Annotated in this window: 31 protein-coding genes, 1 tRNA gene and 4 pseudogenes; 16 read left to right on the top strand and 20 right to left on the bottom strand. The window is 48.6% G+C overall.

The features are described 5' to 3' along the window. The first annotated feature begins 180 nt into the window (after positions 1-180). Together ACWKXX_RS03515 and ACWKXX_RS03510 are read left to right on the top strand one after the other, a co-directional pair. Positions 181-648, top strand: coding sequence for a Panacea domain-containing protein (locus tag ACWKXX_RS03515; RefSeq protein ID WP_126817656.1), 468 nt, complete (start codon positions 181-183; stop codon positions 646-648). Positions 649-658: 10 nt separating this feature from the next. Then, positions 659-1039, top strand: a complete 381-nt coding sequence (locus tag ACWKXX_RS03510) for a hypothetical protein (protein ID WP_103883434.1) — start codon at positions 659-661, stop codon at positions 1037-1039. A 538-nt stretch (positions 1040-1577) separates the two neighbouring features. Here ACWKXX_RS03510 and ACWKXX_RS03505 read toward each other — a convergent pair. From ACWKXX_RS03505 to ACWKXX_RS03480, 6 genes and pseudogenes are all read right to left on the bottom strand, one after another. Continuing rightward, positions 1578-2495, bottom strand: coding sequence for an RNA-guided endonuclease InsQ/TnpB family protein (locus tag ACWKXX_RS03505; RefSeq protein WP_148744684.1), 918 nt, complete (start codon positions 2493-2495; stop codon positions 1578-1580). A gap of 145 nt (positions 2496-2640) precedes the next feature. Next, the gene (locus ACWKXX_RS03500; protein ID WP_148744686.1) at positions 2641-3717 is read right to left on the bottom strand and encodes a FliC/FljB family flagellin; all 1077 of its coding nucleotides are present in this window, start codon (positions 3715-3717) and stop codon (positions 2641-2643) included. 762 nt (positions 3718-4479) lie between these two features. Continuing rightward, on the bottom strand, positions 4480-4902 hold the full coding sequence (locus ACWKXX_RS03495; RefSeq protein WP_074147644.1) for a hypothetical protein: 423 nt from the start codon (positions 4900-4902) through the stop codon (positions 4480-4482). A gap of 116 nt (positions 4903-5018) precedes the next feature. Further along, positions 5019-5132, bottom strand: a pseudogene (locus tag ACWKXX_RS03490) (helix-turn-helix domain-containing protein); the annotation flags it as partial. Positions 5133-5155: 23 nt separating this feature from the next. Continuing rightward, positions 5156-6511: a phage tail fiber protein gene (locus ACWKXX_RS03485; RefSeq protein WP_261666324.1), complete on the bottom strand. Its 1356-nt coding sequence runs from the start codon at positions 6509-6511 to the stop codon at positions 5156-5158. A 102-nt stretch (positions 6512-6613) separates the two neighbouring features. Further along, positions 6614-6799 (bottom strand): annotated as a pseudogene (locus ACWKXX_RS03480) (glycosyltransferase family 2 protein); the annotation flags it as partial. A gap of 190 nt (positions 6800-6989) precedes the next feature. Between ACWKXX_RS03480 and ACWKXX_RS03475 the strand changes: the two are divergent. Further along, entirely contained in the window at positions 6990-7280 is a 291-nt protein-coding gene (locus ACWKXX_RS03475; RefSeq protein WP_032671404.1) for a Bor family protein, read from the top strand. 110 nt (positions 7281-7390) lie between these two features. Here the strand turns inward: ACWKXX_RS03475 and ACWKXX_RS03470 are convergent, their stop codons facing one another. The 12 genes and pseudogenes from ACWKXX_RS03470 to ACWKXX_RS03415 form a co-directional block, all read right to left on the bottom strand. Beyond that, entirely contained in the window at positions 7391-7618 is a 228-nt protein-coding gene (locus ACWKXX_RS03470) for a hypothetical protein (protein ID WP_108367717.1), read from the bottom strand. 432 nt (positions 7619-8050) lie between these two features. Beyond that, positions 8051-8239 carry a hypothetical protein gene (locus tag ACWKXX_RS03465; protein ID WP_261666325.1) on the bottom strand — a complete coding sequence of 63 codons (189 nt, stop codon included), beginning with the start codon at positions 8237-8239 and terminating at the stop codon, positions 8051-8053. Positions 8240-8304: 65 nt separating this feature from the next. After that, positions 8305-8508: a hypothetical protein gene (locus ACWKXX_RS03460; protein WP_020690713.1), complete on the bottom strand. Its 204-nt coding sequence runs from the start codon at positions 8506-8508 to the stop codon at positions 8305-8307. A 145-nt stretch (positions 8509-8653) separates the two neighbouring features. Next, positions 8654-9031 carry a hypothetical protein gene (locus ACWKXX_RS03455; protein ID WP_062939161.1) on the bottom strand — a complete coding sequence of 126 codons (378 nt, stop codon included), beginning with the start codon at positions 9029-9031 and terminating at the stop codon, positions 8654-8656. Between the two features lie 138 nt (positions 9032-9169). Continuing rightward, a complete protein-coding gene (locus tag ACWKXX_RS03450; RefSeq protein ID WP_063853303.1) occupies positions 9170-9439 on the bottom strand; it encodes a hypothetical protein in 270 nt (89 codons plus the stop codon). A gap of 7 nt (positions 9440-9446) precedes the next feature. After that, a complete protein-coding gene (locus ACWKXX_RS03445; protein WP_117309009.1) occupies positions 9447-10076 on the bottom strand; it encodes a glycoside hydrolase family 19 protein in 630 nt (209 codons plus the stop codon). Then, positions 10076-10354 carry a phage holin family protein gene (locus ACWKXX_RS03440; protein ID WP_017384386.1) on the bottom strand — a complete coding sequence of 93 codons (279 nt, stop codon included), beginning with the start codon at positions 10352-10354 and terminating at the stop codon, positions 10076-10078. The genes ACWKXX_RS03445 and ACWKXX_RS03440 overlap by 1 nt, the downstream gene beginning before the upstream one ends. Then, the gene (locus ACWKXX_RS03435) at positions 10344-10733 is read right to left on the bottom strand and encodes a phage holin family protein (protein WP_017384387.1); all 390 of its coding nucleotides are present in this window, start codon (positions 10731-10733) and stop codon (positions 10344-10346) included. The genes ACWKXX_RS03440 and ACWKXX_RS03435 overlap by 11 nt, the downstream gene beginning before the upstream one ends. Positions 10734-11204: 471 nt before the next feature. Continuing rightward, positions 11205-11281 (bottom strand) — tRNA-Arg (locus ACWKXX_RS03430). A gap of 177 nt (positions 11282-11458) precedes the next feature. Further along, positions 11459-11614, bottom strand: a complete 156-nt coding sequence (locus tag ACWKXX_RS03425) for a DUF3927 family protein (protein ID WP_127341889.1) — start codon at positions 11612-11614, stop codon at positions 11459-11461. After that, positions 11611-12035 (bottom strand): annotated as a pseudogene (locus ACWKXX_RS03420) (tellurite resistance TerB family protein). The gene ACWKXX_RS03425 and the pseudogene ACWKXX_RS03420 overlap by 4 nt, the downstream one beginning before the upstream one ends. A gap of 282 nt (positions 12036-12317) precedes the next feature. Beyond that, positions 12318-13016, bottom strand: a pseudogene (locus tag ACWKXX_RS03415) (antitermination protein Q); the annotation flags it as partial. Between ACWKXX_RS03415 and ACWKXX_RS03410 the strand changes: the two are divergent. From ACWKXX_RS03410 to ACWKXX_RS03350, 13 genes are all read left to right on the top strand, one after another. Further along, positions 12979-13278, top strand: a complete 300-nt coding sequence (locus ACWKXX_RS03410; RefSeq protein WP_284329792.1) for a hypothetical protein — start codon at positions 12979-12981, stop codon at positions 13276-13278. The pseudogene ACWKXX_RS03415 and the gene ACWKXX_RS03410 overlap by 38 nt on opposite strands. A gap of 81 nt (positions 13279-13359) precedes the next feature. Next, positions 13360-13746: a S24 family peptidase gene (locus ACWKXX_RS03405; RefSeq protein ID WP_109976277.1), complete on the top strand. Its 387-nt coding sequence runs from the start codon at positions 13360-13362 to the stop codon at positions 13744-13746. 106 nt (positions 13747-13852) lie between these two features. Next, complete coding sequence (locus tag ACWKXX_RS03400; protein ID WP_261666327.1) at positions 13853-14077, top strand: hypothetical protein; 225 nt, start codon at positions 13853-13855, stop codon at positions 14075-14077. Next, the gene (locus tag ACWKXX_RS03395) at positions 14070-14477 is read left to right on the top strand and encodes a hypothetical protein (protein WP_023296234.1); all 408 of its coding nucleotides are present in this window, start codon (positions 14070-14072) and stop codon (positions 14475-14477) included. Before ACWKXX_RS03400 ends, ACWKXX_RS03395 begins: the two co-directional genes overlap by 8 nt. After that, on the top strand, positions 14431-14670 hold the full coding sequence (locus ACWKXX_RS03390; protein ID WP_419095430.1) for a ParE family toxin-like protein: 240 nt from the start codon (positions 14431-14433) through the stop codon (positions 14668-14670). Before ACWKXX_RS03395 ends, ACWKXX_RS03390 begins: the two co-directional genes overlap by 47 nt. Beyond that, positions 14667-15080, top strand: coding sequence for a hypothetical protein (locus ACWKXX_RS03385; protein ID WP_032667381.1), 414 nt, complete (start codon positions 14667-14669; stop codon positions 15078-15080). The genes ACWKXX_RS03390 and ACWKXX_RS03385 overlap by 4 nt, the downstream gene beginning before the upstream one ends. After that, on the top strand, positions 15080-15658 hold the full coding sequence (locus ACWKXX_RS03380) for a hypothetical protein (RefSeq protein WP_049133552.1): 579 nt from the start codon (positions 15080-15082) through the stop codon (positions 15656-15658). The genes ACWKXX_RS03385 and ACWKXX_RS03380 overlap by 1 nt, the downstream gene beginning before the upstream one ends. A 7-nt stretch (positions 15659-15665) precedes the next feature. Beyond that, positions 15666-15914: an excisionase family protein gene (locus ACWKXX_RS03375; protein WP_044901828.1), complete on the top strand. Its 249-nt coding sequence runs from the start codon at positions 15666-15668 to the stop codon at positions 15912-15914. 44 nt (positions 15915-15958) lie between these two features. Continuing rightward, on the top strand, positions 15959-17251 hold the full coding sequence (locus tag ACWKXX_RS03370) for a tyrosine-type recombinase/integrase (RefSeq protein ID WP_454540761.1): 1293 nt from the start codon (positions 15959-15961) through the stop codon (positions 17249-17251). Positions 17252-17435: 184 nt separating this feature from the next. Further along, entirely contained in the window at positions 17436-18638 is a 1203-nt protein-coding gene (pncB, locus tag ACWKXX_RS03365; RefSeq protein WP_015570954.1) for a nicotinate phosphoribosyltransferase, read from the top strand. 168 nt (positions 18639-18806) lie between these two features. Beyond that, positions 18807-20207 (top strand): asparagine--tRNA ligase, encoded by a 1401-nt coding sequence (gene asnS, locus ACWKXX_RS03360; protein ID WP_015570955.1) that lies wholly within the window; start codon positions 18807-18809, stop codon positions 20205-20207. A gap of 606 nt (positions 20208-20813) precedes the next feature. Next, positions 20814-21872 carry a porin OmpF gene (gene ompF / locus ACWKXX_RS03355; protein WP_015570956.1) on the top strand — a complete coding sequence of 353 codons (1059 nt, stop codon included), beginning with the start codon at positions 20814-20816 and terminating at the stop codon, positions 21870-21872. 184 nt (positions 21873-22056) lie between these two features. Beyond that, positions 22057-23247, top strand: coding sequence for an amino acid aminotransferase (locus ACWKXX_RS03350; RefSeq protein ID WP_017384820.1), 1191 nt, complete (start codon positions 22057-22059; stop codon positions 23245-23247). A gap of 53 nt (positions 23248-23300) precedes the next feature. Here ACWKXX_RS03350 and ACWKXX_RS03345 read toward each other — a convergent pair whose 3' ends face one another. Together ACWKXX_RS03345 and ACWKXX_RS03340 are read right to left on the bottom strand one after the other, a co-directional pair. Beyond that, a complete protein-coding gene (locus ACWKXX_RS03345; protein WP_261666329.1) occupies positions 23301-23948 on the bottom strand; it encodes an MBL fold metallo-hydrolase in 648 nt (215 codons plus the stop codon). Between the two features lie 20 nt (positions 23949-23968). Next, a complete protein-coding gene (locus tag ACWKXX_RS03340; protein ID WP_003858202.1) occupies positions 23969-24520 on the bottom strand; it encodes a YcbK family protein in 552 nt (183 codons plus the stop codon). Positions 24521-24672: the final 152 nt, after the last annotated feature.

Genomic DNA, 24672 nt, shown 5'->3' with positions numbered 1-24672 from the left:
TGATGTGCAGATAAAGCATTTCTGAATTTTCCGCTATCCAACGTTGTTTTTCAGGTAATAATGCCATCCAATTTTAAGTGACTGATGACTAGAAACTTATTAATATGTACTAAAGTTTACCTATGCGGTAAACTGAGCAGAAGATAACTGTTAATTTACACAGCACAAGGAGGCAAAAAAATGGCTTACTCTGCTACTGCTGTTGCTAATGCCTTCATTGAAAAAGCCACTAAAGGCGAGTTAAGTGAGCTAACACCAATGAAGCTCCAGAAGCTGCTGTTTTATGTACAGTCTTGGCATCTGCGACTTTACAACGAACCTTTAATTGATGATTTTTTTGCGAAGTGGCGCTATGGGCCAGTGATCCCTTCCCTTTACCACGAAGTTAAAGGGTATGGCTCTCGTCCGATTAGTTCGCTTATCAGCACGGTAGTTAACACTAACCCTGGCTTCGCTGTCGTAACCCCTCGTGTTTCAGATGATGATTTGCGAGCTAAAGTACTCATAGAGAAAATATGCTCTGTTTATGGGCCGCTTAAAGGTACTCAGTTGTCACATCTCACTCATTTACCAGGTACTGCCTGGTCATTAACTGAGTCAGAAGGTGATGTGATTAGCAATAATCTAATGAAAGAAAACATCAAGTAAGGTTGAACATTTGGCCGCATCTTTAGATGACATTAGACTTGATCAACCTGCCTCAGAAATTCCGGAGCGTCAAGATGCCGCAGACGCTCCTGAATTCAATCAGCCTTCTATAAATGATCAACTAACCATACAGCTCATCGAAGATAAAAAAGCAGATCGAGCATTGCGCGAGCGATTTGGCGATAAAGCATACAAAGTAGTAAGAAAAACGCTTTATGGATGGTGCTGGTTGTTAGCAATTTATGCAGCCATAAAGTTCCGTTACGACAAAGAAATTTTCAGTGAAAACGTCTTGATAGCCATTACATCTGCCGTAACGCTGAATGTCTTCGCAGCATTTCTTGGCGTTATTCGCGGACTATTCCCATCCACAAAGCCAACTAAAGAATAACCGAAAGCAACTCCAGCACCAGTTCCTTCTATTCTGTTTCCGGCATGTTAAGCATCCGACACAGCTTTTTAATCACGTCCTTCTGTCGCCTCGTAAACGCCACATCAGCTGCAACCTTCCGCTCTTTGTCCCTGAGCTTGGTTGGTTCGACTTTCACTGCTTAAAAATACCTAGCAATCTTCTTTCGTTAGGAGATACGTTGACCTGGGCCTAATGCTGACCCGGTAGGCTTTGAGCCTATCGACAAGAATCACTGAGGAGCGGTATCAATTGAGATACCGATAAGTTCGCGAATTACCTTTGGGCTATTTATTAACTTTCACAACTGAAAACTCAAATCCATTTCAGCACCATTACATATTTATACTTGTAAAGCATTGGACCAGACGTTGACATTCTCAATCACAATCAAGAGATTCTTGCTTCAACGGAAGTTGAATTAACCTTCCTCCACAAGCAGAAACGACATGCCCTGCCGCTTAAAACTCATCTCATAGTACAACTATCATCACGGAAAAAACCGTTACAAGAGCTTACTCTACCGGCGAATAATTTCACCACCCAGCCATTCTTGTTTGTATATCAACTGCCTGACAAATTCGTATCTCATACTCAAAGTGTTATCATTCTTGTCAGACACAGAATCCATCAAGTTCACAACCTCAACAACTGCGTGATTTTTACAAATTGCCGTGGTGGCTTTGTGGATGTTATCGAGTCTTATCCTTGCTGACTTTAATATTACACTGTCAATTTTACCTTTGGTTTTTAGCCAATTATTGCTGTGTTTTTTTCTTCTGGCCAGTATCTTATTAAGACGAACTAACTTTTTCTTTTCTTCCGCTTGGTAAGTATTAGCCCCGCCAACCCTGGTCGACAGATGAACACTATTCTCATTATTAAGTACAATTGTAGTTTTGATATCAGAGGGGTGTATTGGATCAGGGACAGTATGCTCTGTATTAAAACTGATATACCACTTCCCGTGCTTCATGGAAATGGTTACGTTTTTTAAATCACCAATGATTTCACGGCTCTTGCGGTACTTTACCCAGCCGACTTTAGGGAGAGATACCAGTTTCTTTTCTTGATCTACTCTAACCCTTTGACACGGAATGCGGAAAGAATCATGCCGACCTTTCTTTTTAAACTTTGGATATTGTGCTTTCCCTGTGAAAAAATTTCTGAATGCCCTGTCTAAATCTCTTAACGATTGCTGCAAACACTGAGACGGGGCCTCTTTCAACCAGGAAAGGCTCTCTTCATGCTTCCATTCAACCAATTCAGAAGCCAGCTGATTGTAGCCTATGAATTTTTTACCAGAACGGTAATTCTCGTTAAGAAGAGCAAGGCCTTTGTTGTAAACAAAACGACAGGAACCAGCAAAGGCCAAAAAGTCAGATAACTGGCTTTTATTAGGTTCGAGCAAAAATTTGAACGCCTGTTTTTTAATCACAAAAAAGACCTAATAAAACGGAACAGAACTACTCAAATACTAAATTACTGTAAGAGCTTTGATTGATGGATTTAACTACTTTTAAAGCTCTTATTCAGCCAATAAAAAGCCCCACATATATGGGGCTTTGACACTTAATATAAAATTAGCCTTGCAGCAGAGACAGAACCTGCTGAGGAACCTGGTTAGCTTTGGACAGTACGGAGTTACCAGCCTGCTGGATGATCTGCGCTTTTGACATGTTGGACACTTCGGTCGCATAGTCGGCATCCTGAATACGGGACTGCGCTTCAGACAGGTTAGTAGTGGTGTTGTTCAGGTTGGTGACCGCAGAGCTCAGACGGTTCTGAATAGCACCAAGTGAAGAACGGAACTGGTCTACATCTGAAATTGCTGCATCCAGAGCAGCTAAAGGATCCGCGGTTTTGGTCACAGAGTTGTCGTCAACAGCGTCACCACCTGTCGTAACGACTAATTTGCCTTCAGTATTAGTTGCAGCATCGTCAGCAATATCTACCTTCGCATAAGTGCCATCATCTTTCTTGTATGCATAGGCGGTAGCATCACCCTTTGTTGTGTATTTCAACAACTCAACCTGTTTGCCTTCTCCGTCAACAATATTAGCAGCAGAAACGCTTACATCATCACCGTCAGCATTTTTCACCGCAAGGGAGGTTACTTTCTCGTATCCACTTGCAACATTGAAGTCGTTCAGCTTAAGTGATGTGGAATTAATTTCTTTCAGATCAATTGTGATAGTCTGGCCATCATTTGCACCAACCTGAATGTTCATTTTTCCGTTTTTCGCCAGCACGTTGACGCCGTTGAACTGAGTTTGATCGGAAACGCGGTCGATTTCCTCAAGACGGGATTTGATTTCATCCTGAATTGAAGAGAGGTCTGAGTCAGAGTTGGTTCCAGTCGAAGCCTGAACGGTCAGCTCACGAATACGCTGCAAGTTGTTGTTGATTTCAGACAGAGCGCCTTCAGTGGTCTGCGCCAGAGAGATACCGTCATTGGCGTTACGCGCAGCCTGAGTCAGGCCTTTGATGTTAGAGGTGAAGCGGTTAGAAATTGCCTGACCCGCAGCATCATCCTTCGCGCTGTTGATACGCAGACCAGAAGACAGTCGCTCGATAGAAGAAGACAGTGCAGACTGGTTCTTGTTGATGTTGTTCTGAGTGATCAGCGAGAGACTGTTGGTATTGATGACTTGTGCCATGATAGTAATTCCTATTTGACTGAACTTAATTTAAGTATACGGCTTCCACCATTAGGCTCCTGCGCCGCTATGTTCACTATCGGCAAAGTACTCTGGACCTTTAGAAGAAAAAGTGAAAAATCGTCCCCATCTACTTTCAGACACCAAGCGAAAGAGGACTGTATGCTTGTGATGCATTGTGATAAGTTCGTTCCCCCCTCAACCCACCACGATAAAGCCACATAATTCAATATGTTGAGCGTCGTAAGTAAACTATCTCGTTTGACAGGCCGGCTCCCTCTTCTAAACCTCTAATCTCTTCATTTCTCAGCACTCAACAAGCCAACATAACCCCATGCTCCGATGATAAGACCTATACAAGGCAAAAATGCTTAGCTACCTCATCGGACGCCACCTTGGTTTATCTGTCTTTTTTAGTAGGTGTTTGTAAGATGGTTTTACATTACATTTATTCTCTGTCTAATACATGATCCGGAGATTTGTTCAATGAATGTTTCAGCCCGTTTTGTTATAGTCTTAAACCTTGCATGCGCTGCTTTATTATTCACTCTGCTCAATGCCCGGTTTGATTTATTCTGATCAGGTCTCATTTTACTTACTTGAAATCCCACTAAGGTTCATCCAAGTACATTCCTTACATCTAATCGAGGAATAAATCGACAATCAGCAGGCAGAATAAAGGCTTGCTAAAGGATGTAATCATAGGCCATGGCCCTATCTTTCCATAAACAGCAGGGTATGTAGTGTATGCCCCCCGTCCAACTAGTTCATTCCGGTCACCCTTAAAGCACTTTTCATGGTGATATTTTTCCCTGTTACATATTTGGATGCTTGTTTTAAGGCATTATTCATTGCTATTACAGTCACAGGCTTAGCTAGCCCTTTAACTCGATTCGATCTACTCTGGAAAACATAAATATCAGAAGGATTGCAATCCTTTCTGTGCGCAAATAATTTAGAAATCATTAAATTTAATCTAATTGTTCGTGGCTCAAACCTTGGTGTTCCAGCCAAGTGCAGCATGTCACCTTCTATATCGGAATATCTAATAGTAATAACCCTGCTGCTTTCAGCACGGAGAGAAAATAATGTTAACCATAAGTCTGCCCATGTTGGTGAGATCTTAGACAACCCAAAGTGAATAGCCCTGAACTCTTCAGGTGTAATAGAATCTGTTTTTGCCATGAATACCGCCAATGCTCAACCCAACCGCTTACCAATATTTCAACAACTTTATTACATTCCTTCAATGCTTTATTACGAAAATTGGATTAAATGTTTAAAATTTTTTCCTCTGCCCCCTACCGCGCTGGAAATTTCTTATAGAGGGTGCACACCGCCACATCATAGATGATCGCTACCTGCTTCCTTTCCACCCCGTTTGCAATCAGACGCCCTGCCTGCGCCCGTTCTTGCATACGACAGGCGGCGGTTTATTTTACGAAGCAGGTTCCTGTAAGACCGCTTCACTCGATTCTTTCTGGCGTTTATTCCAGACGCTATCCTCTGGCATATCGAGGCGCACGTCGATCCAGCTGTTGGCCGGAACATCCATAGGAGCCCCTTTTGTTTTGACGATCTCCCCTTCATCGCTCAGCATGTATTTCCGCTTAAAAAGCCGAATCGTCAGCCCACCGCTTTCTGTCTGCTCTGCTTCAACAACACCCAGTTCTCCCATTCCACCCGGGTCCATTGGCGGCAACAATTGCCAGCCTTCTGATGCCAGGCCAGCCGAGCCGATAAGAACATACACCCCAACATCCAGCCGCGAGATTTTGATCCCTTCAGCCTCGGCGTTCGCCGTACCGCAGCCGCACCAGGTGAAGCCTACTTCGTCAACATCGGTACGCTGGTTCTCTTCCTGAGATTTAACGATTCTGGCGATCGGTGATGCAGCTTTAAGCGTTCCGTCGCTGGCTTTCGTTGTGTTCTGCGTCGAATAAAGGGTATGCGTCGTGGAGAACCCGACGTTAGCATTGCCCTGAATTGTTCCATTACCCTGACGATACTTGAGCCCCTGAGAGGTTGAGGCAAGCTGCCACGACACATAGCCACCACCTGACGGATCATGCCACCCACGTAGCGTTAGCATGCCCGTATATGTATCTACTCCACTACCTCCTCCCCACGCATTGCCACCGGACTGAATACCGAAGGACATACCGAGAGGATATTGGGCTATAGCGTCGTAAGAGGCGAGACTGCGATAATCGCGATGACATTGCGCCATTACAGCTGCTCCGCCCAGATACGCCCACCCCGGAGAGAACTGGTCATCAACGTTTCTTGTAGCGCTGTTTCCCAAACCGAGGTTTGTGCGACCACCTTCTGCCGTTGTTGACCCGGTCCCGCCCTGGTTAACAGGAACCGCCCCGTTCGTTTTTGTGGCAACTGTATTAACCATGTACTGCCATGACGGACCGGTGAATGAAGAACCGTCCGGGAGCGTAACGGTTATATTTCCCGATGCACTGAATAACCGCTGCCAGTTCTGTTTGTCATAGTTCAGGCCGCGCAGGGCTTCTGCGCTTTGAGCCACCAGCGCAGCAGTAACAAGGTTCATCGCAACGCGCGGCACTGCATACCATGCAGCGCCGCCCTGCGTTGGTCCGGTATAGTTACTGACCAGCGTCAGGGAGGTATTGCTGTTCACCGTTTTGATGGCGAGCGTATAAGGGATGCCGCCAACCGTCACAACAATAAAATCGCCGACGGCCAGCTCGGTGGTAAAGGCGGTACCGCTGCCTGTTACCGCGGCTGAATTATTTGTCAGAGTCAGTGTTCCTGCGGACATAGTTGCTCCTTTGAAGCAATAAAAAACCCCGCCGGAGCGAGGTTCAGTAAGTTAGAAGTCGTTAAACGTACATATCGGGAATGACCGGGAGTGAAATAGGCGTACCGCTGCAGGTTTTGAACCATCATCGACAACCACCACCAGCGCACCGGCCGGCAGGTGCATCATGTGCTGTTCAAGCGCTCGTTTCAAAACGTCGGCGCGCTGGTGTGTCGTTATTGCAATACCGATCCGCGATGAAATGATGCTGGCAGGCGCATACGGGACACCATCAATAGTGACCTGCATAATTTTCCTCTGGGAAGTTTATTAATTATCTTATTCGTAATAATGGATGGTCTGACGATAGCAATGGATGATGTTGATAGTTAATCACTAGGGAAGTAGAACAAATCTAAGTTAAACTACTGGTCTGATATGTATAAATTAATGATACATGTCATTATTTTTGCGAACCAAACCAACAATAAGGTCATTTATGAAAAAGTTAATTATGGTAGCTCTGGTTGCCGCAGCTGTTTCTGGCTGCGCTCAACAATCATTTTCAGTAAACAAAGGCATAACGACTACGCCACAGCAAGTTACGACACATCATTTCTTCGTTAGCGGGATTGGTCAATCCAAGCAAATTGATGCTGCTCAGGTTTGCGGTGGTGCTGATAAAGTTGTTCGTACTGAAGTTCAACAGACTTTTGTGAATGGGTTGCTGGGATTTGTCACCTTCGGCATCTACACCCCTCGTGAAGCACGCGTCTATTGCGCGAAGTAATATTTCATAGCAATTGAAACTGATAATCCTCTAGCCCCCTAACAGGGGCTTTTTTACATCTGGTTGATAAAACAATTATCAAGCCCACCAGCAGGTGAGCTTTGTAATGGCTACGAATCCACCGCGTTATGCAGTGCTTCCTGACTGGCAATATGCTCGTAACGAGAAACCGTCTTTCCGTTCTGGTTCATCACGTAGGCGACCTCGCCGGGTTTCAGGAATACATTTTTGTCCATTCCCGATACCGCGATGCTCTGCTGCCCCGGATTGAACCCTACACTCAACCCGCAATGAATATCTTCACCGCCACCTGGCGACATTACTTTTACTGTTAACATGCTTCTTCTCCTGCTTCTTCTGGGAATAAAAAAGGCCGCCCATTGGCAGCCTTTTGACGTTAGAGATGTTACTTATGAGGTATGACATGGTTTACAGCAGTAGTAACACCCGTTTGATTTTGTATAATGCTTCTTAGCTTCCGTGACAGCTGGACGACATGTGTCGAAGATACCAAGGTAAATGCGATTCTCTGTCGCAGGCATAAATGCGCATCCTGTAACGTGTACCTCGTGGTCGCCGTTTGCCTGAGCATTTTTATTGACGTAATAGAACTGTCCCATTTTTAAAATCCCAGAGTGACGCTGCTTCTTGCAGCACCTGAGATGTTAATAATCTTGTAGCTTCAAAGTTACGATATATCCTTAAACTTTGAGCGAGTTCACTTTAAACACTGCTCACGCTAGTACTCAGTGAATGCCTGCTGTAATGCCTTAGCCCAACTTAGCGCGCACCAGAGCATCTTTGGCTTCAAGCAGCTTGCGTAAGCCTGTTGACTTTTCCGCGCTGTCTGGCATGGTTTCGTCCATCAGTGCCGCGAGATCACCGATTGGCTTACTCACTTCTTGTAGGTGCGCAGGTAGATGCTGATACGCAAAATACTTCATGATTGGAGATGACATTATTTACCCTCGGTTAGTAAAAAGCCCCGCTTACGCGAGGCTGGTATTGATTTGGGTAATGGCAATCAATCTTCTTTTTTGATCACCACTTCCTGCGGTCGCATCTGCTGGATCGCCCGAACGATACAGTAAGGAATTACTGCCCAGGCAACTCCCATGGCGGCCCCTGCTGCTTGCTGAGGCGCGCTGACAGCGCCGAAAACCCCAACGATACCTTGAACAAAGCCAATAGCCCCGAATACAACACAAATAGCCCAGAGGATCTTCATCAACCTAACTCCTTTTATTAACGAGCCATTAGGATAATTCTGAATGCCGTTTAGTAAAGCTTTATTGCATGAATTGCCGGAACTTATCGTACCGCTTATAGCGACAACCATTATCAAGCCCACCAGCGGGTGTGCTTTGTAATGGCTACTTCATCAGTGATGCGGCGTATTCAATCAGGTAAAGCTTCGGAGCCAGCCAGATTTTTAGCCAGTCAAAGTTGAACCAGAATCCGGCAAACATAATGATAGAAGCCAATGCTCCGCAGACTATGTACAAAAAAGCAAAGAAATCTGCACCAGAGTATCCTTCCGCTATTACCCATGCTTTCTTAACCGTCAATAAGAATCCCATTACCGTCAGAATCGCTACCGCCTGAAACATCAGGCTACTTACTGCATTCCATATCAGCAGTTGATGAATAACATCAGGAACCTGAGCCTGACTGAATGAAACCGCTGCATCAACGCCATTACTTGCTTTCTGCAACAGCTCAGAAAGAACTTTGTTTGCCTGTTCGTTCACTACTTCTCCTTCTGGCAGTTAGCCTGCCACGCTTTGTTATGTGTCAGGATGTCTTTTTTCGTCTGGCGGTCCAGAACATCCCAGTCGTGATCCGTTCCGTATATGGGTTTAACCCAGTCGCAAGCCGTGTCCACTACCTCAACCTTTACGGGTCCAGTTTGTGCGCAGCTCACGATCAACATCGTCGCCAGGCATATGGTTAACAGTCTGCTGTACATTGCTGGCCTCTTTCGTTGCTTCAACACGGCGCTCTGCTACTGCTTCAGTGGCGGCGGCCTTCTCTTCAGTGCGTTGCTGATCGGCTTTAGCTTCCGCTTTGCTGGTGCCGCGGATATGGCCCAGGCCAAAAGCGCCTGCAATGGCGGAAATGACCAGTGCGGCCAGCCCTATTATCGTTTCGATACCCACATTCACCTCACACCAGAACGGATTTCGCCAGGTTAAACAGCGCGCGGCGTTTATCCAACCCGTTTCTGCCGCCATTGATAAGAAGCGTCACGCGCTCCACGTCGCCGGAATGAAGCAGGCAACCGCGAGACGAATAGAACCATGCAGCTGAGCGCGCGGCGTATTCATCCTGTTCAAGCAGCTCCGGGTGGGTAACAAGGTCCAGTTTCAACGCCTGGCCACAACTGCGATAGTTGCTCAGGCCGGTAATCTGTTTCAGCCCGCGACCGCGATATTTCCAGCCATCACCGGCAACCTGATTGCCCAGGTGTTCTTTTCCCCACTCACCGCCGTATACCAGATTGGCGATCGCTTTCTGGTTTGCCGGTTGCGTTGCTGTTCTGCCAAGAGCTGCTGCCTGCTGTTGCGTGATGCGGTGGCTACCGAACGTCGGTACCAGGTTTTCAACCGCGTAATTCAGGTTCTCCACTAGTCGGGTAAATCTGGTGCTTTCATGCCCCATCTGGGCAATAAACATGGCCTGATCGAGCGGTGCGGTGATGCCGTATTCCTTCATAGCGGCGTCGATATGTGGAAACCAGCGCGCAGCTAACCCGGCGCTGATACCAGCCGCCCTCTGAAATTGTGTTTGGTTCATTAGTGCCTCAGACGATCAACCAGCCGCGCCATATTTCCACGAACCTTCAGGATGGCGGCGAAGATAAGAATGTTTGCGACCACCACCAGCCAGCTGGAATCACGATAAAGGCCGAAGATGAACTGCAAGGGGATCGCGGCGTAAACCAGCACGGTTATATACGCCAGGACAGAAATAAAGGGGCGATGCCGGGCGCCATGTCGCTGGTAAAACATCAGCACGATGACGATGGCCGCACAAATAAACGCATTAAAGACTGCTGACGGGTCAATTACCATTTCCCCCTCCCCCACGTAGCCGCGAGAAAAACTTGAACACGTTGTTCAGGTCCTGGTTGTTAAGATAAGTGAGGATTTTTATACACAGGGCAGACAGAATCACTGCACCCAGTGCATCCAGCGGTTTTTCATAGTGCGAAGCTGCATTTAGCAGTGAGCCAATAAGTCCCGCCCCAAGCACCCCAACGATAAACGACGTCAGGAAATATGCTGCCAGTCGGGCGCGGGACAGGTTTGTGGCTGTCGCGACGTAGAACACCGCACCACCAAACGCCCCGAACACCACACCAAAATCTGTATGAGTAAAGACGCCGTACAGGACTGAACCCAGCAGGCCGCCGCCGAGAACAGCGCCGGTGCCGGTTAATGGATCGGACATTAAGCCCCCTCTTATTGCTGTGATCCCTCTCAGGAAATTTGAGGGGAATAAAAAAAGCCCGCTCGCGAGAGCAGGCTAAAGTGATGATTATCACAAGAAGGTAGAAAGGAGATCATCCGAAAGACAGGTAGTGACGTCCGGGTATCGAGGCCGATTCACTGATGGTTCAGGAGAACCATCTGCCAGCGGATATATCCCCTTCTTCTTTAGCGTAGCCGTAACTTCGGGAAACGAGCAAAAAAAAACCTGCTGTTTAAAGCAGGCTCTCAAGGAATTATCAATTCGATATTATTGTTATCGTGGTGCCGGGTGCCTCCCGGTGAGAATTACTCCAGCAAACATTCCCGCGTCTGAGAGGTTTCCTTTTCAGGTAACTGCTGGAACGCCCCTCCGCATAGGGGGATTCACCACAATAAAAAAATAGCGCATAAATCAGAGTTGAGAAACTTCCTCGCTTAACGAATTGGACACTGGTCCGCCATCGAGGATTCGAACCCCGAACCACAGAGGTAGAAGCTCCGTGCTCTTTCCAGTTGAGCTAATGGCGGAAAAAAAAGACCAGCATTGGGTTGCTGGTCATGGGTCATGCAGTTGTCTCTGCGAAGTTGGTGTATCCCCACCAAGTGTTATCAGTATCGAGAGCATTATCGAATGCCAGTTTACTATAGCACCGAAGAAAAAATTCACTCTGTCAAAGGCCATCAGAAATGACCTTTTGCAAAGTGTTATTTACTGGGTTTAAACAGGGGCCAGAGTAAAGCAATTACCCCGGCTACCAGCACGCCATCAGCAAGGATGGACATCATTTTGCTGGTAAAGTCGATGGCAACCACCAGGAACAACAAAACTCCGGCGGCTGCCCAGCGCAGTTTTCCGATCACAGGTACTGATCCAGTGGAAGTTGCAGCGCCTGAGCAATTTTCTTGAGCTGCTTCTCTTCTTCTTCCCCGATGCCGTCATTGTCAGCGACATCAAGGCACAGGCAAAGAACATCAACAGCATCGTTTGTACCGGAAACGTCAGCCAGTTCGCGCAGCGCCTGAGCATTAGCAGAGCGCGGCGAAGCTTCATAGCGAGCACGAATATTGCTACTCATCTGTGCGATCTCACCAGCGAACGGTGCGAAAGCAGGCAATGCTGAAATGGTTTTTTCCAGAGTGGCATTTCTTTCGCGTCGCATGTGCCGTCGGCATACGCAATGGAGTAAGCACCCCACACCGTAGCTTCAACCGCGTCGCGGTTTTCCATTTTCTTAACTTCGACAACAGCTTTACGTGCTTTCTTTTTGAAGATACCGAACATAGTGACTTTCCTTTTAGCGGGTGAGCCAGCGCTCAGGAATGATCAGCCCACAGAGACAGTCACACCGACCGTTCCCTATGGCTCACCCCTGAAAGGCTCTGTGGTTGAATTGCGCCGAGCGTGGCGCGAAGAATTTCGGACATAAAAAAACCCGCAACGTGGCGGGCTTTTAGAGGTTAATTATCTACAGGCGCTATACTCCATAATCAGAAGCATACAGGACAGTTTTATGCAAAGTCAACACTAACGTGCAAAAAAGTGTCGCCATTTGTTCCGATCATATTAATAAGTTGTTGCCTTCTCAAATTCTACTGCCGCGTGACGCTCCCACTGGCGCAGCGTGTCCACCAGCATTTCATAAAAGGGTTTCCAGTTGCGTGACCATGAGGACTGATGGAGGTCCGGGAGACGCTTCAGAATGGCACGGTGTACCGTCGCCGAGGAGATAGCAGAGAAGCCATTACCAGAGCAACGTTCACAGGTTTTGAAAACCGGTGCGCCACGTTCTTTGGTCGCTTTGCGATCCAGCACTTCACCTTTACCGCCGCATCTGCACCGCGCAAGGATTACCTTTTTCCCTCCGCAGGTTTCGCAAACCCTTTTCACCAGCTCATTTTTAATTTTCGGGGCCACCACTTCGGCACCGTCATCGTCGAAGATACCAGGATGTTTAACCACATCCTCATTCCCGGAGATAAAACCGGTACCGCTGCAACTGTGACATGTCACGCTGGTAGCCGCCGAACGGGAGTAATCAGCAAAGGCAAACTGCGCCAGCGTCAACATGCATGCTCCGAGCTTGTCGCCAGCGGCTTTGCGGACATTTTTAGGAGCGTTTTTGATAGCAACCTGCGCCAGCGCCTGAACTGCGAGCTGTTCATCTGTTTTGCTGATGCCGGACTTGCCGAAGAAAGCAGCCAGGCCGAAGCGTGCACGGCTGCTGGTGGTACCAATCGCCGCCATAACATCAGTGCCGGTGAGCCAGGCATTTGATATCCACGCCAAGCTTAAAGCAGCAAATTCACACTGGATTTATTTACGAGCTGCACAGCCTCATCAGAATGATTTTGATTACGAATTTAACACAACTTTTATTGATGGTTTGGAATTCGCTATCTACGAACGTGTAGATAATTATTTTGTTCTGGTTGATTTCTTCAAGTCTTATGAAGAAGCATGTGATGATGCTAAAAAAATCATAGATGACCATCCTGATATTAAAAAAATGTTTTCTGTTAGCTAACTAACCAATTAATTAACCAACTCAATTAATCAAAATTAACACCTTTTAGGGTGGGGAAAAACTCACCCTGAGGAAATGAAAATGAAAAATTCCGTCGCAGTTAATCAGCCAGTTAAAACGCCTCAAATGCTGTTCGGATCTGACAACATCAATGACTATGGCAACCGCGTACAAAGCTGCCGGATGGAAGGTGATTCAATGCAGCCGACCATCGAACCATGTGAGGTTGTGGCTTTCGTTGATTGCGGTGGACGTGCGCTTACCTCTGGCATTTATGTTTACACAATGGATGCTTTTGGTCGCCCATGTCTTTTCATTAAGAGAATTGAGCCATTAGCTGATGGCTCATTAAAAATCATTTCTGATAACCATCATTACGAAACTTTCACCCTTAATACCGATGAACAGAAAGAAATCAAAATTCACGGTCGGGTGGTGGCTTCTTTGGCTGTGAGTCGCTTCGTATGACTTTCATCATTGATAAATCGGCATATAGAACAGCATGCCTTTATGCGGCCTGCGGTTACGAGGTAATCGCTCGTCTTTATCTTAAAAAAGCATATGGTCGGTAATTATGAGCTTATTAAAAAGGCAAGACATTCAGGTTGTGAACATCAAAACCGAGCAACTGGCTGGTTTATCGCAAACATTATTTGAATATCACGACAAACTGGACCATTTCCAACTTAAAACTATTTGCTCTCTTGTTTATGACATTGCTGGCGAAATTCATGATTGGACCGAAAAAGAAGAGGAAATTGTTATGAGCTTAGAGGAGGAGGCTCGCCGCAATGGATAAATTAATCGAGACATATCGCCGCCGAATTTTAAAAGCAGCGTTATTACGCCACCAGCGTAAAACAGGCAGTAACTGCCTTGTTATTAAGCTCAATAAAGGCGGCATTAACACGGTCGAGTTAACAGAGATTCTTCTCGATGGATTATTGAGAAAATTCGAAAGGCTTGCGATCAGTGAGTACGGGAATGTCGAAGGCGTAAAAGCTATCAAGGGAATTTACAGCAGCGCTGTTGATGTTAATGGCAGCGGTGAATTCCTTACGGATAGCGGGAAGGAGTTAATCGACGAGCTCATTTCTGAGCTGGTTGAGTTCGTCAAAAAACAAAAAGTGGAGGCTCCGAAAACGGAGGGTCATGAAATGGGGGGATCTGATGGCACTTACAGCGATACGAATTCCTGAGTGGGTTCACCTCAAAGCAGTACACGTTTTAAGCCAGTTCAGGGCAAGGCGCATTCACCCCTGCCGAATGCACGGCTCCGGGAATTTGAGCCTCAAAGTTAACCATCGCTGGCGGCTACTCTCCCGCGATGGCGGCAAGAACTGGGAAGTAATGAGTCACGAACGATACAGCAAAGTTAAGGACCGGAAATGAAAGATAAACGCACCGTAAGCATGATTGACCTGGCATTACAGAAACACGATACGCCAGTTGGCCCACTGTTCGTAGCAGTACGTCACGGTCGTATCAAAAAATGCTTCACGCGAGATACGGCGATCCGCTATCTGGCTTTCTTCATGACCACCGAGGCTTTTGAGCGTTCAGGTTTTCCGCAGCATCACCCGCGAGTGCGTATTGATCGCGATGATATGGAGGTATGGCGAGACGGGGAAACAAAGGCTGAGTATCTGGCCGCCCACCAGCGTTGTGTTCGCCGTCTGCGTCGTATCCTGGCGCGCAAGCGAGAAATGGAAAAATGGTGTGAAAAATGGGACGCGATGCACGAGCGTTACGTCAAAGAAGTAGATGCATTGCAAGCCATCAAACCAGAAGGAGTGCATTAATGGTTGATTCAAGCTTTACCCCAGAGCCTACATCATCCGGCATCCGTTTTGGTAACCGAGTTATTGGTTATTCAGTTGCGGTTCGCCAGCTCGACAACGGTAATTATGACAAACGAATTCCGGATGGACTTGAACTGTTGGCTTGCATTATGGAAGGGATTGAAAGCGGCTGGTTTAACCCGGGCATCGAGAAAGAAATCATTCTTTGGCGCTGGATGCTGGTTGCCGTCTTTATTGCGGAAGAGCAGGAAAAGAACGGGACCTGTGAGGTGGCCAACGATTCAGGAGGTTTCGACAAAGCAGTTATCTACTCCGGCCAGCACGGTTCAATCAGTATTTATCCTGCGCCAGAGCGATTCGCACTTGCTAATCATGTGGAAGGTATTGCCATTGAGAAATACGGCCAGGAGCTTGGTCAGCAGATGGCTCTGCGCATGTACAAGGGCATGTTAGCGGAAGACGAAGTGCAGGGGCTTCAGCTGTCACAATTTGGCCGGGAGGGTTTTAATTTGCTGCACGACAGTTTCATCGAACAGATTCAGAAAGAAGGCATGCCTGACATGCCAGTTATGCACTGAGGTGATTATGAGCGACGTTGTTCTTCTGGTACCGAATGACTGGGTTAGCGAAAAGGTTCTGATTGCGGTTACCGGGCTCAAGCCCGGAACCATCACCCGCGCCAGAAAAGAATCCTGGATGCTCGGCCGCGAGTACCTGCACATTTCACCAGATGGCAATCCCAAGCCTTCGAGCGAATGCATGTACAACAGGAAAGCCGTTGATCAGTGGATCGAGGCGCAGAAAAAAAATCAACCAGGTGCGAAGACAGCATGAAAAGCAGTACACTCGTCCACGCTCCTGGACGTCAGGAGGGATCAATGGCTAATGCATCATACCCGACAGGCGTCGAAAACCATGGCGGTTCGCTCCGCATCTGGTTTCTATATAAAGGTAAACGTGTCAGGGAAAACCTCGGTGTCCCTGACACTGCAAAAAATCGCAAGATAGCTGGTGAGCTGCGTTCTTCGGTTTGTTTTGCGATAAGGATGGGGAATTTTAACTATGCAGAAAAATTCCCAAACTCACCGAACCTTGCCCGGTTCGGTCAGGATAGAAAGGAAGTTACTGTGCTGGAGCTTACCGAAAGATGGTCGGAGCTGAAGAGAATGGAGATCAGCTCTAATACCATGAGTAGATACGAGTCCATCATAAAAAATATGCTTCCGCGCATCGGCGAAAATAAAATGGTTTCTGCGGTGACCACTGAAGATTTGCTGTATGTCAGAAAGGAGTTGCTGACGGATTTCCATGTAATGAAGAAGGATCACCGGACACAGGTAAAAGGCCGGAAATCGTCCACGGTGAATAATTACATGATGCTGATGGCCGAGATCTTCCAGTTTGCAGCTGATAACGGCTACGCAAAGGAAAACCCGTTTAGCGGAATTAACCGTCTCAGGAAGGCAAAAGACGAACCAGATCCACTCACGACAGACGAGTTCATCAGGTTCATTCAGGCATGCGGACACCAGCAGATGCGAAACCTCTGGACTGTTGCCGTCTATACCGGAATGAGGCATGGGGAATTATGTGGTCTTGCATGGGAAGATATCGATCTCACTGCGGGCACCATTACGGTTAAGCGTAACCTGACCCAAACGTATGAGTTCACCCTGCCAAAAACCGAGGCGGGCACTGACAGGGTGATTTATCTCATACAACCAGCTATTGATGCCCTGAGGAATCAGGCCCAGTTGACACGCCTAGGCCGGCAGTTTGAGGTTGAAGTGAAGCTGCGGGAGTACGGACAATCTGTCATTCAACCCTGCACTTTCGTGTTCAGCCCTCAATGCGTCAAACGTGGACCTCGCACAGGATATCACTACGCGGTTAATTCGATTAATAAAATTTGGGCCCCGATAATCAAGCGAGCCGGTATTCGTTACCGCAACGCGTATCAGTCACGACATACCTATGCGTGCTGGTCATTATCAGCTGGTGCTAACCCAAACTTTATAGCAACTCAGATGGGGCATACCGATGCACAGATGGTTTACAAGGTGTATGGAAAGTGGATGTCAGAGAAGAGCGCCGATCAGGTTTCTCTGCTCAACCAGACGCTTTCACGCTTTGCCCCATCACTGCCCCAAAGCATGGTAATAGTGCAGTAGAAAACCTGAAATTCAAGTGGTTAGCAGTCGTATCGCTACATTTTTATAACACGGGGCACGAAATGCTCTCGACCATAAAGTGTGCTTATGTTGTGATCGGGGTTCAATAAATCACTAAACAGGGTATACTCCGGAGTTGTTTATTGTACTAAACGCTCCCGTGAGAGGATGCTACAGCGCACCTATGACTCAATTCGCTTCTCCGGTTCTGCATACGTTGCTGGATACCGACGCGTACAAGCTGCATATGCAGCAAGCCGTGTTTCACCACTATCATGATGTCCATGTTGCGGCGGAATTTCGCTGCCGGGGTGACGACTTGCTGGGTATCTACGCAGATTCCATTCGTGAACAGGTCGAGGCCATGCAGCATCTGGCGCTCACCGATGACGAATATCAGTGGCTTTCAGGCCTGCCTTTCTTTAAAGCGGATTATCTGAACTGGCTGCGTGAGTTCCGCTATAACCCGGAACAGGTCACCGTCACCAATGATAACGGCAAGCTGGACATTCGTCTGACCGGCCCGTGGCGTGAGGTGATCATGTGGGAAGTGCCGCTTCTGGCCGTGATCAGCGAGCTGGCCCACCGCTATCGCTCCCCTGAAACCGGTGTGACGCAGGCGGTTGCCGCTCTGGAGAATAAACTCGTTGAGTTTTCCAGACTGACCGAAGGGCTGGATATGTCCCGATTCCGTCTGATGGACTTTGGCACGCGCCGCCGCTTCTCTCGCGAGGTTCAGGAAGCCATTGTCAGACGTCTGCAACAGGAGCCGTGGTTCGTTGGCACCAGTAACTACGATCTGGCACGTCGCCTTGATTTAACGCCTATGGGCACCCAGGCGCACGAATGGTTCCAGGCGCACCAGCAGATCAGCCCTGACCTTGCCAACAGCCAGCGCGCCGCCCTCGCCGCGTGGCTAGAGGAATACCCGGATCGGCTGGGTATTGCCCTTACCGACTGCATTACCATGGACGCGTTCCTGCGCGACTTTGGCCCTGAGTTTGCCGAACGCTACCAGGGTTTGCGCCATGATTCCGGGGACCCGGTTGAATGGGGTGAGAAAGCCATCGCCCATTACGAAAAACTGGGCATCGACCCCATGAGTAAGGTGCTGGTCTTCTCCGATAACCTTGACCTGGCGAAAGCCGTCGACCTTTATCGCCATTTCTCATCGCGGGTGAACCTGAGTTTCGGGATTGGTACGCGGTTAACCTGTGATATTCCTCAGGTGAAACCGCTGAACATCGTCATAAAACTGGTGGAATGTAACGGTAAGCCGGTCGCGAAGCTCTCCGACAGTCCGGGCAAAACCATCTGCCATGACAAAGCGTTTGTCCGCGCATTACGTAAAGCCTTCGATCTGCCTCAGGTTAAAAAAGCCAGCTAACGGCTTCGGGGGAGCCTTCATGGCTCCCCTTCTCTTATTAATTTCTTATTTCTTCTCTTAAGACGGTGAAATTTACTTGTCTGATAGCGGATGGCAGGTAACATAGATATCCCCCCTATAAGGGCGGACAAGTGTTTATTTTTTCCGACTATTAACAGAGAGAATATTATGAGCGTTGTGCCTGTAGCCGACGTACTCCAGGGCCGTGTCGCCGTTGACCAGGAGGTCACCGTGCGCGGATGGGTGCGTACTCGCCGAGATTCTAAAGCTGGCATCTCCTTCCTCGCCGTCTATGACGGTTCCTGCTTTGATCCTGTACAGGCCGTCATTAATAATTCTCTGCCCAATTACAATGATGACGTTCTGCACCTGACAACCGGCTGTTCCGTGATCGTCACCGGTGTTGTGGTGGCCTCTCCGGGCCAGGGTCAGAGCTACGAAATTCAGGCGACCTCGGTGGAAGTGACCGGCTGGGTTGAAGATCCGGACACCTACCCGATGGCTGCGAAGCGTCACAGCATCGAATATCTGCGTGAAGTCGCGCACCTGCGTCCGCGCACCAACCTGATTGGTGCGGTTGCCCGCGTGCGTCATACGCTGGCGCAGGCGCTGCATCGCTTCTTTGACGAGCAAGGTTACTTCTGGGTTTCTACTCCGCTGATCACGGCTTCCGATACCGAAGGCGCAGGTGAAATGTTCCGCGTTTCAACGCTGGATATGGAAAACCTGCCGCGTACGCCGGAAGGTAAAGTCGATTACGACAAAGACTTCTTTGGTAAAGAAGCCTTCCTGACGGTTTCCGGCCAGCTCAACGGTGAAACCTACGCCTGTGCGCTGTCTAAGATCTACACCTTCGGCCCAACCTTCCGTGCGGAAAACTCCAACACCAGCCGTCACCTGGCGGAATTCTGGATGCTGGAGCCGGAAGTGGCCTTTGCCGATCTAAATGACGCGGCAGCCCTGGCAGAAGCGATGCTGAAATACGTGTTTAAAGCCGTTCTCGAAGAGCGTGCAGACGACATGAAATTCTTCGCTGAGCGTGTCGATAACGACGCCATCGCCCGTCTTGAGCGCTTCGTCTCCGCAGACTTCGCGCAGGTGGATTACACCGACGCGGTCGCTATCCTGGAAAAATGCGGCGAGAAATTCGAAAACCCGGTTTACTGGGGCGTGGATCTCTCCTCCGAGCACGAACGTTATCTGGCAGAGAAGCACTTTAAAGCACCGGTTGTGGTGAAAAACTATCCGAAAGACATTAAGGCGTTCTATATGCGCCTTAACGAAGACGGTAAAACCGTTGCCGCGATGGATGTCCTCGCGCCGGGCATCGGTGAGATCATCGGTGGCTCCCAGCGTGAAGAGCGCCTGGATGTGCTGGACGCGCGTATGCAGGAGATGGGCCTGAACCCGGCGGACTACAGCTGGTATCGCGATCTCCGTCGCTACGGCACCGTTCCACACTCCGGCTTTGGCCTGGGCTTCGAACGTCTGATTGCTTACGTAACAGGTGTTCAGAACGTACGTGATGTGATTCCGTTCCCACGCACACCGCGTAACGCAAGTTTCTAACCGACCAAATCATTAATGGCCAGCAAATGCTGGCCATTATTTTATCCTGCAATGTCAGTTTTCGTCAGTCAGAAGTAAGCGTCTTTAAACCACAACCCCGCTATTACCTCTACCTGTTACGTTTTGTTTCCACGAAATATCCTGAGACAAAAAAATAACCACACTCTTATTGCGCTTAAAACAATTCTTACGCAATAGCATAAAAAACAACCAATTTCACAGCCATCTGGATGGCTTTTGTCGATCATAAGAAAAAATGAGCCGTTTAACTTCTGTTTATACGAAAGGCCTTTAGCTAAATTAAACATAAGGAAATCATATATATAAGAATAAAACGGATGTTTAATTCGCCAGGTGGCACTGAAATTTGAGGTGCTTCACAAAGTTCCCAAAAATACATATTTAGTTACACATATTTTCTTTTAGTAACTGAATCTTGAAGATTGTAGCACTTTCAGTGTAGCGAAACGGTTCTATGAATGGAAAGATGCCTGTCTGACACATAAAGACACCTAACTCTCATCAATAGTTCCGGAAATATTTATTGACAGAATTTATTGGCGGCAGTGGCGAGTGTCATAAAAAAACCAATGAGGGTAATAAATAATGATGAAGCGCAATATCCTGGCAGTGGTAGTCCCTGCCCTGCTGGTAGCCGGTGCAGCAAACGCTGCTGAAATCTATAACAAAGACGGCAACAAATTAGATCTTTACGGGAAAGCAGTTGGCCTGCATTACTTCTCTGATTACGCGGGCAACGATGGCGACAACACTTACGCGCGTCTGGGCTTCAAAGGTGAAACTCAGATCAACGATCAGCTGACTGGTTACGGTCAGTGGGAATACAACTTCCAGGGTAACAACTCTGAAGGTGGCGATGCACAGAACGGCAACAAAACCCGTCTGGCATTCGCAGGTCTGAAATTTGGTGACGCAGGCTCCTTCGACTACGGTCGTAACTACGGTCTGGTCTATGACGCAATCGGCATCACCGATATGCTGCCTGAGTTCGGCGGCGACACCGGCGCGAGCGATAACTTCTTCGCAGGCCGTACGGGTGGTCTGGCGACTTACCGTAACAGCAACTTCTTCGGCCTGGTTGACGGTCTGAACTTTGGTGTTCAGTACCTGGGCAAAAATGAACGTGATGACGCAGTACGTTCCAACGGTGACGGCTGGGCAACCTCTCTGAGCTATGATTTCGACGGTTTCGGCATTGTGGGTGCTTATGGTGCAGCTGACCGTACCAACAACCAGCAGACGCTGGATTGGGGTAAAGGCGACAAAGCTGAGCAGTGGGCAACCGGCCTGAAATATGACGCGAACAACATCTACCTGGCAGCTATTTATGGCGAGATGCGTAACGCAGCGCGTCTGGGCAGCCGTGGTTTCGCTAACAAGTCTCAGGACTTCTCTGTCGTCGCTCAGTACCAGTTCGACTTCGGTCTGCGTCCATCCATCGCTTACTACAAATCTAAAGCGAAAGACGTAGAAGGTATCGGTGACGAAGACTACATCAACTACATCGACGTTGGTGCGACATACTACTTCAACAAAAACATGTCTACCTATGTTGACTATCAGATCAACCAGCTGAAAGACGACAACAAGCTGGGCATCAACAACGACGATATCGTGGCTCTGGGTCTGGTTTACCAGTTCTAATCAGCACACCTCGTTGTTATATGCTTAATGAACAGGGCTTCGGCCCTGTTTTTTTATTCCTGAGAGAAAATAATAGCGACTTTTGAAAAGCCGCACGCTTTTCGTCGCAAACGGTTGGCATTTTGTAAATCTACCGTTAACCTGATAGCGGATTTCACTTCTGTAATCACAATGGAACTTCGTCATGTTTGAGAACATTACTGCCGCTCCTGCCGACCCAATTCTGGGCCTGGCCGATCTGTTTCGTGCCGACGACCGCCCTGGCAAAATCAACCTGGGTATTGGTGTATATAAAGATGAAACCGGCAAAACTCCGGTACTGACCAGCGTCAAAAAAGCTGAGCAGTATCTGCTGGAAAACGAAACCACCAAAAACTACCTCGGTATTGATGGTATCCCTGAATTTGGTCGCTGCACCCAGGAGCTGCTGTTCGGCAAAGGCAGCACCATTGTGAGCGAAAAACGCGCCCGCACGGCGCAGACCCCAGGCGGTACCGGCGCACTGCGCGTGGCGGCAGATTTCCTGGCGAAAAACACCTCTGTGAAGCGTGTGTGGGTAAGCAATCCAAGCTGGCCGAACCACAAGAGCGTTTTTAATTCTGCGGGTCTGGAAGTGCGTGAATACGCCTACTACGACGCGGCAAACCACGCGCTGGATTTCGACGGTCTACTGGCCAGCCTGAGCGAAGCCCAGGCGGGCGATGTGGTGCTGTTCCACGGCTGCTGCCATAACCCAACCGGTATCGATCCTACGCTTGAGCAGTGGGAACAGCTGGCTAAGCTGTCCGTTGAAAAAGGCTGGCTGCCGCTGTTCGACTTCGCTTACCAGGGCTTTGCCCGTGGTCTGGAAGAAGATGCAGAAGGTCTGCGCGCATTCGCCGCCGTGCATCAGGAGCTGATTGTCGCAAGCTCCTATTCCAAGAACTTTGGTCTGTATAACGAGCGTGTCGGCGCCTGTACGCTGGTGGCTGCTGACGAAGCAACCGTCGATCGCGCATTCAGCCAGATGAAGTCCGTGATCCGCGCTAACTACTCTAACCCACCGGCACACGGTGCGTCTGTGGTCGCGACGATCCTGAGCAACGATGCGCTGCGCGCAATCTGGGAACAAGAGCTGAACGATATGCGTCAGCGCATTCAGCGCATGCGTCTGCTGTTTGTGAACACGCTGGCTGAGAAAGGCGCTGACCGTGACTTCAGCTTCATCATCAAGCAGAACGGCATGTTCTCCTTCAGCGGCCTGACCAAAGAGCAGGTGCTGCGCCTGCGTGAAGAGTTTGGCGTGTATGCCGTTGCCTCTGGCCGCGTGAACGTTGCAGGTATGACGCCTGACAACATGGCGCCGCTGTGCGAAGCCATTGTCGCGGTGCTGTAACCTGCACCCATAAAAAAAGCCTGCATCGCGCAGGCTTTTTTATTTTACCGGGTTTACCAGACAGGCATTTCATCCTGAAGGAACGGGTTATGCAACCGCTCATCGCCCAGCGTCGACATTGGTCCGTGTCCAGGGATAAACGTCACATCATTACCTAACGGCAATAACTTCTGCTTAATCGACTGAATCAGTTGACCGTGATCGCCGCGTGGGAAATCGCTGCGTCCTACGCCCCCTTTGAAAATCACGTCACCGGAAATCAGCAGGCGCGACACGTCATCAAAGAAGACGATATGGCCGGGCGTATGCCCTGGGCAATGCAACACCTGTAAAGTTACATTCCCTACGTTAACGCGATCGCCTTCGTTCAGCCAGCGGTCCGGTGTCAGTGGCTGACAGTCATCCAGACCAAACATGCGGCTTTGGGCAGGTAGCCCCTGAAGCCAGAACTCATCTTCTTTTTCCGGGCCGATAATCGGCACACCGTAGTGTTCAGCCAGTTCTGCCGCTGCACCCACATGGTCGAGATGGCCATGGGTGAGTAAAATCTGCATCAGCGTTACACCGCTGGCAGCGACTTCCTGCTTGATTGTCCCTGCGTCTCCACCGGGATCGACAAGCGCGGCCAGTTTAGTTTGTTCACACCAGATCAATGAACAGTTCTGTGAGAACGCGGTAACCGGAATAATACGATAGTTCATACTGCTCCTGTGTTTCGTTATTACCAGTGCCGAACCGGCCCGGTATCAATATGCACAAAGTTGCTACGTGGGTAGTATCCTACACCACCTGCGCGCATAGATAACGCCGCTTTGCGAATATTGGCTAACGAAACGCCTTCAATATGGAAATCCATCGCCTGCCCTTTAGTGTGATAGCTTTTTTTCGCTACCCCACGGCTGTGGGCGCGCAGTTCATTGTTGGTATCCAGAGAGCGATAGCCAGAAATGAGTTGCACCGGCCTTTTGGTCCCCAGCAGTCCCTGCAAGCGGTAAAGCTGATCGAATAATCCAGGGTCGATGGCTTTGATTTTATTCGCGCGGAAATCACGGAAAAAATGGTTGAGTCTTGCTAATTCATCCTGAATATAGCCTCTGCCATCGAAAAATTCCGCTTTAAGCGTCTCACCAGTATGCAGATTGTTGAGCGTTAAAATACGCGGACGAGGTGTCGAGAGGGTGGCAAATGCTGGCGTCGGAAGGATGGCTGCTGCGCCCAGCGCAACGCCACCTAACGCCAGCAATTTGCGGCGATTAGCGTCAAATTTGTCCATGATAATCAGGTCTACAGGTAAAAGAAATTGTCAATATGCTTAGCGCACGAAGGGCACCATAACTGGCAAAGCCTGCTACGTCAAGGCGCCCAACCCCAGTGAATACGCGGCTTGCAGACAGATCGCCTCATATTCACCATAACTTACGACAA

The organism is Enterobacter sp. UPMP2061 (genome assembly GCF_053709615.1).
Note: the sequence above shows the minus strand (reverse complement) of the source record. Positions and strands in the feature narration are given on the sequence as shown.

Bases quoted from the DNA above. Each gene is read 5' to 3' on its own strand.
- ACWKXX_RS03515 (WP_126817656.1), top strand. From the start codon at position 181: ATGGCTTACTCTGCTACTGCTGTTGCTAATGCCTTCATTGAAAAAGCC.
- ACWKXX_RS03500 (WP_148744686.1), bottom strand. From the start codon at position 3,717: ATGGCACAAGTCATCAATACCAACAGTCTCTCGCTGATCACTCAGAAC.
- ACWKXX_RS03495 (WP_074147644.1), bottom strand. From the start codon at position 4,902: ATGGCAAAAACAGATTCTATTACACCTGAAGAGTTCAGGGCTATTCAC.
- ACWKXX_RS03485 (WP_261666324.1), bottom strand. From the start codon at position 6,511: ATGTCCGCAGGAACACTGACTCTGACAAATAATTCAGCCGCGGTAACA.
- ACWKXX_RS03475 (WP_032671404.1), top strand. From the start codon at position 6,990: ATGAAAAAGTTAATTATGGTAGCTCTGGTTGCCGCAGCTGTTTCTGGC.
- ACWKXX_RS03470 (WP_108367717.1), bottom strand. From the start codon at position 7,618: ATGTTAACAGTAAAAGTAATGTCGCCAGGTGGCGGTGAAGATATTCAT.
- ACWKXX_RS03465 (WP_261666325.1), bottom strand. From the start codon at position 8,239: ATGTCATCTCCAATCATGAAGTATTTTGCGTATCAGCATCTACCTGCG.
- ACWKXX_RS03460 (WP_020690713.1), bottom strand. From the start codon at position 8,508: ATGAAGATCCTCTGGGCTATTTGTGTTGTATTCGGGGCTATTGGCTTT.
- ACWKXX_RS03445 (WP_117309009.1), bottom strand. From the start codon at position 10,076: ATGAACCAAACACAATTTCAGAGGGCGGCTGGTATCAGCGCCGGGTTA.
- ACWKXX_RS03440 (WP_017384386.1), bottom strand. From the start codon at position 10,354: ATGGTAATTGACCCGTCAGCAGTCTTTAATGCGTTTATTTGTGCGGCC.
- ACWKXX_RS03435 (WP_017384387.1), bottom strand. From the start codon at position 10,733: ATGTCCGATCCATTAACCGGCACCGGCGCTGTTCTCGGCGGCGGCCTG.
- ACWKXX_RS03405 (WP_109976277.1), top strand. From the start codon at position 13,360: ATGAAAAATTCCGTCGCAGTTAATCAGCCAGTTAAAACGCCTCAAATG.
- ACWKXX_RS03400 (WP_261666327.1), top strand. From the start codon at position 13,853: ATGAGCTTATTAAAAAGGCAAGACATTCAGGTTGTGAACATCAAAACC.
- ACWKXX_RS03395 (WP_023296234.1), top strand. From the start codon at position 14,070: ATGGATAAATTAATCGAGACATATCGCCGCCGAATTTTAAAAGCAGCG.
- ACWKXX_RS03390 (WP_419095430.1), top strand. From the start codon at position 14,431: ATGAAATGGGGGGATCTGATGGCACTTACAGCGATACGAATTCCTGAG.
- ACWKXX_RS03385 (WP_032667381.1), top strand. From the start codon at position 14,667: ATGAAAGATAAACGCACCGTAAGCATGATTGACCTGGCATTACAGAAA.
- ACWKXX_RS03380 (WP_049133552.1), top strand. From the start codon at position 15,080: ATGGTTGATTCAAGCTTTACCCCAGAGCCTACATCATCCGGCATCCGT.
- ACWKXX_RS03375 (WP_044901828.1), top strand. From the start codon at position 15,666: ATGAGCGACGTTGTTCTTCTGGTACCGAATGACTGGGTTAGCGAAAAG.
- ACWKXX_RS03370 (WP_454540761.1), top strand. From the start codon at position 15,959: ATGGCTAATGCATCATACCCGACAGGCGTCGAAAACCATGGCGGTTCG.
- pncB (WP_015570954.1), top strand. From the start codon at position 17,436: ATGACTCAATTCGCTTCTCCGGTTCTGCATACGTTGCTGGATACCGAC.
- asnS (WP_015570955.1), top strand. From the start codon at position 18,807: ATGAGCGTTGTGCCTGTAGCCGACGTACTCCAGGGCCGTGTCGCCGTT.
- ompF (WP_015570956.1), top strand. From the start codon at position 20,814: ATGATGAAGCGCAATATCCTGGCAGTGGTAGTCCCTGCCCTGCTGGTA.
- ACWKXX_RS03350 (WP_017384820.1), top strand. From the start codon at position 22,057: ATGTTTGAGAACATTACTGCCGCTCCTGCCGACCCAATTCTGGGCCTG.
- ACWKXX_RS03345 (WP_261666329.1), bottom strand. From the start codon at position 23,948: ATGAACTATCGTATTATTCCGGTTACCGCGTTCTCACAGAACTGTTCA.
- ACWKXX_RS03340 (WP_003858202.1), bottom strand. From the start codon at position 24,520: ATGGACAAATTTGACGCTAATCGCCGCAAATTGCTGGCGTTAGGTGGC.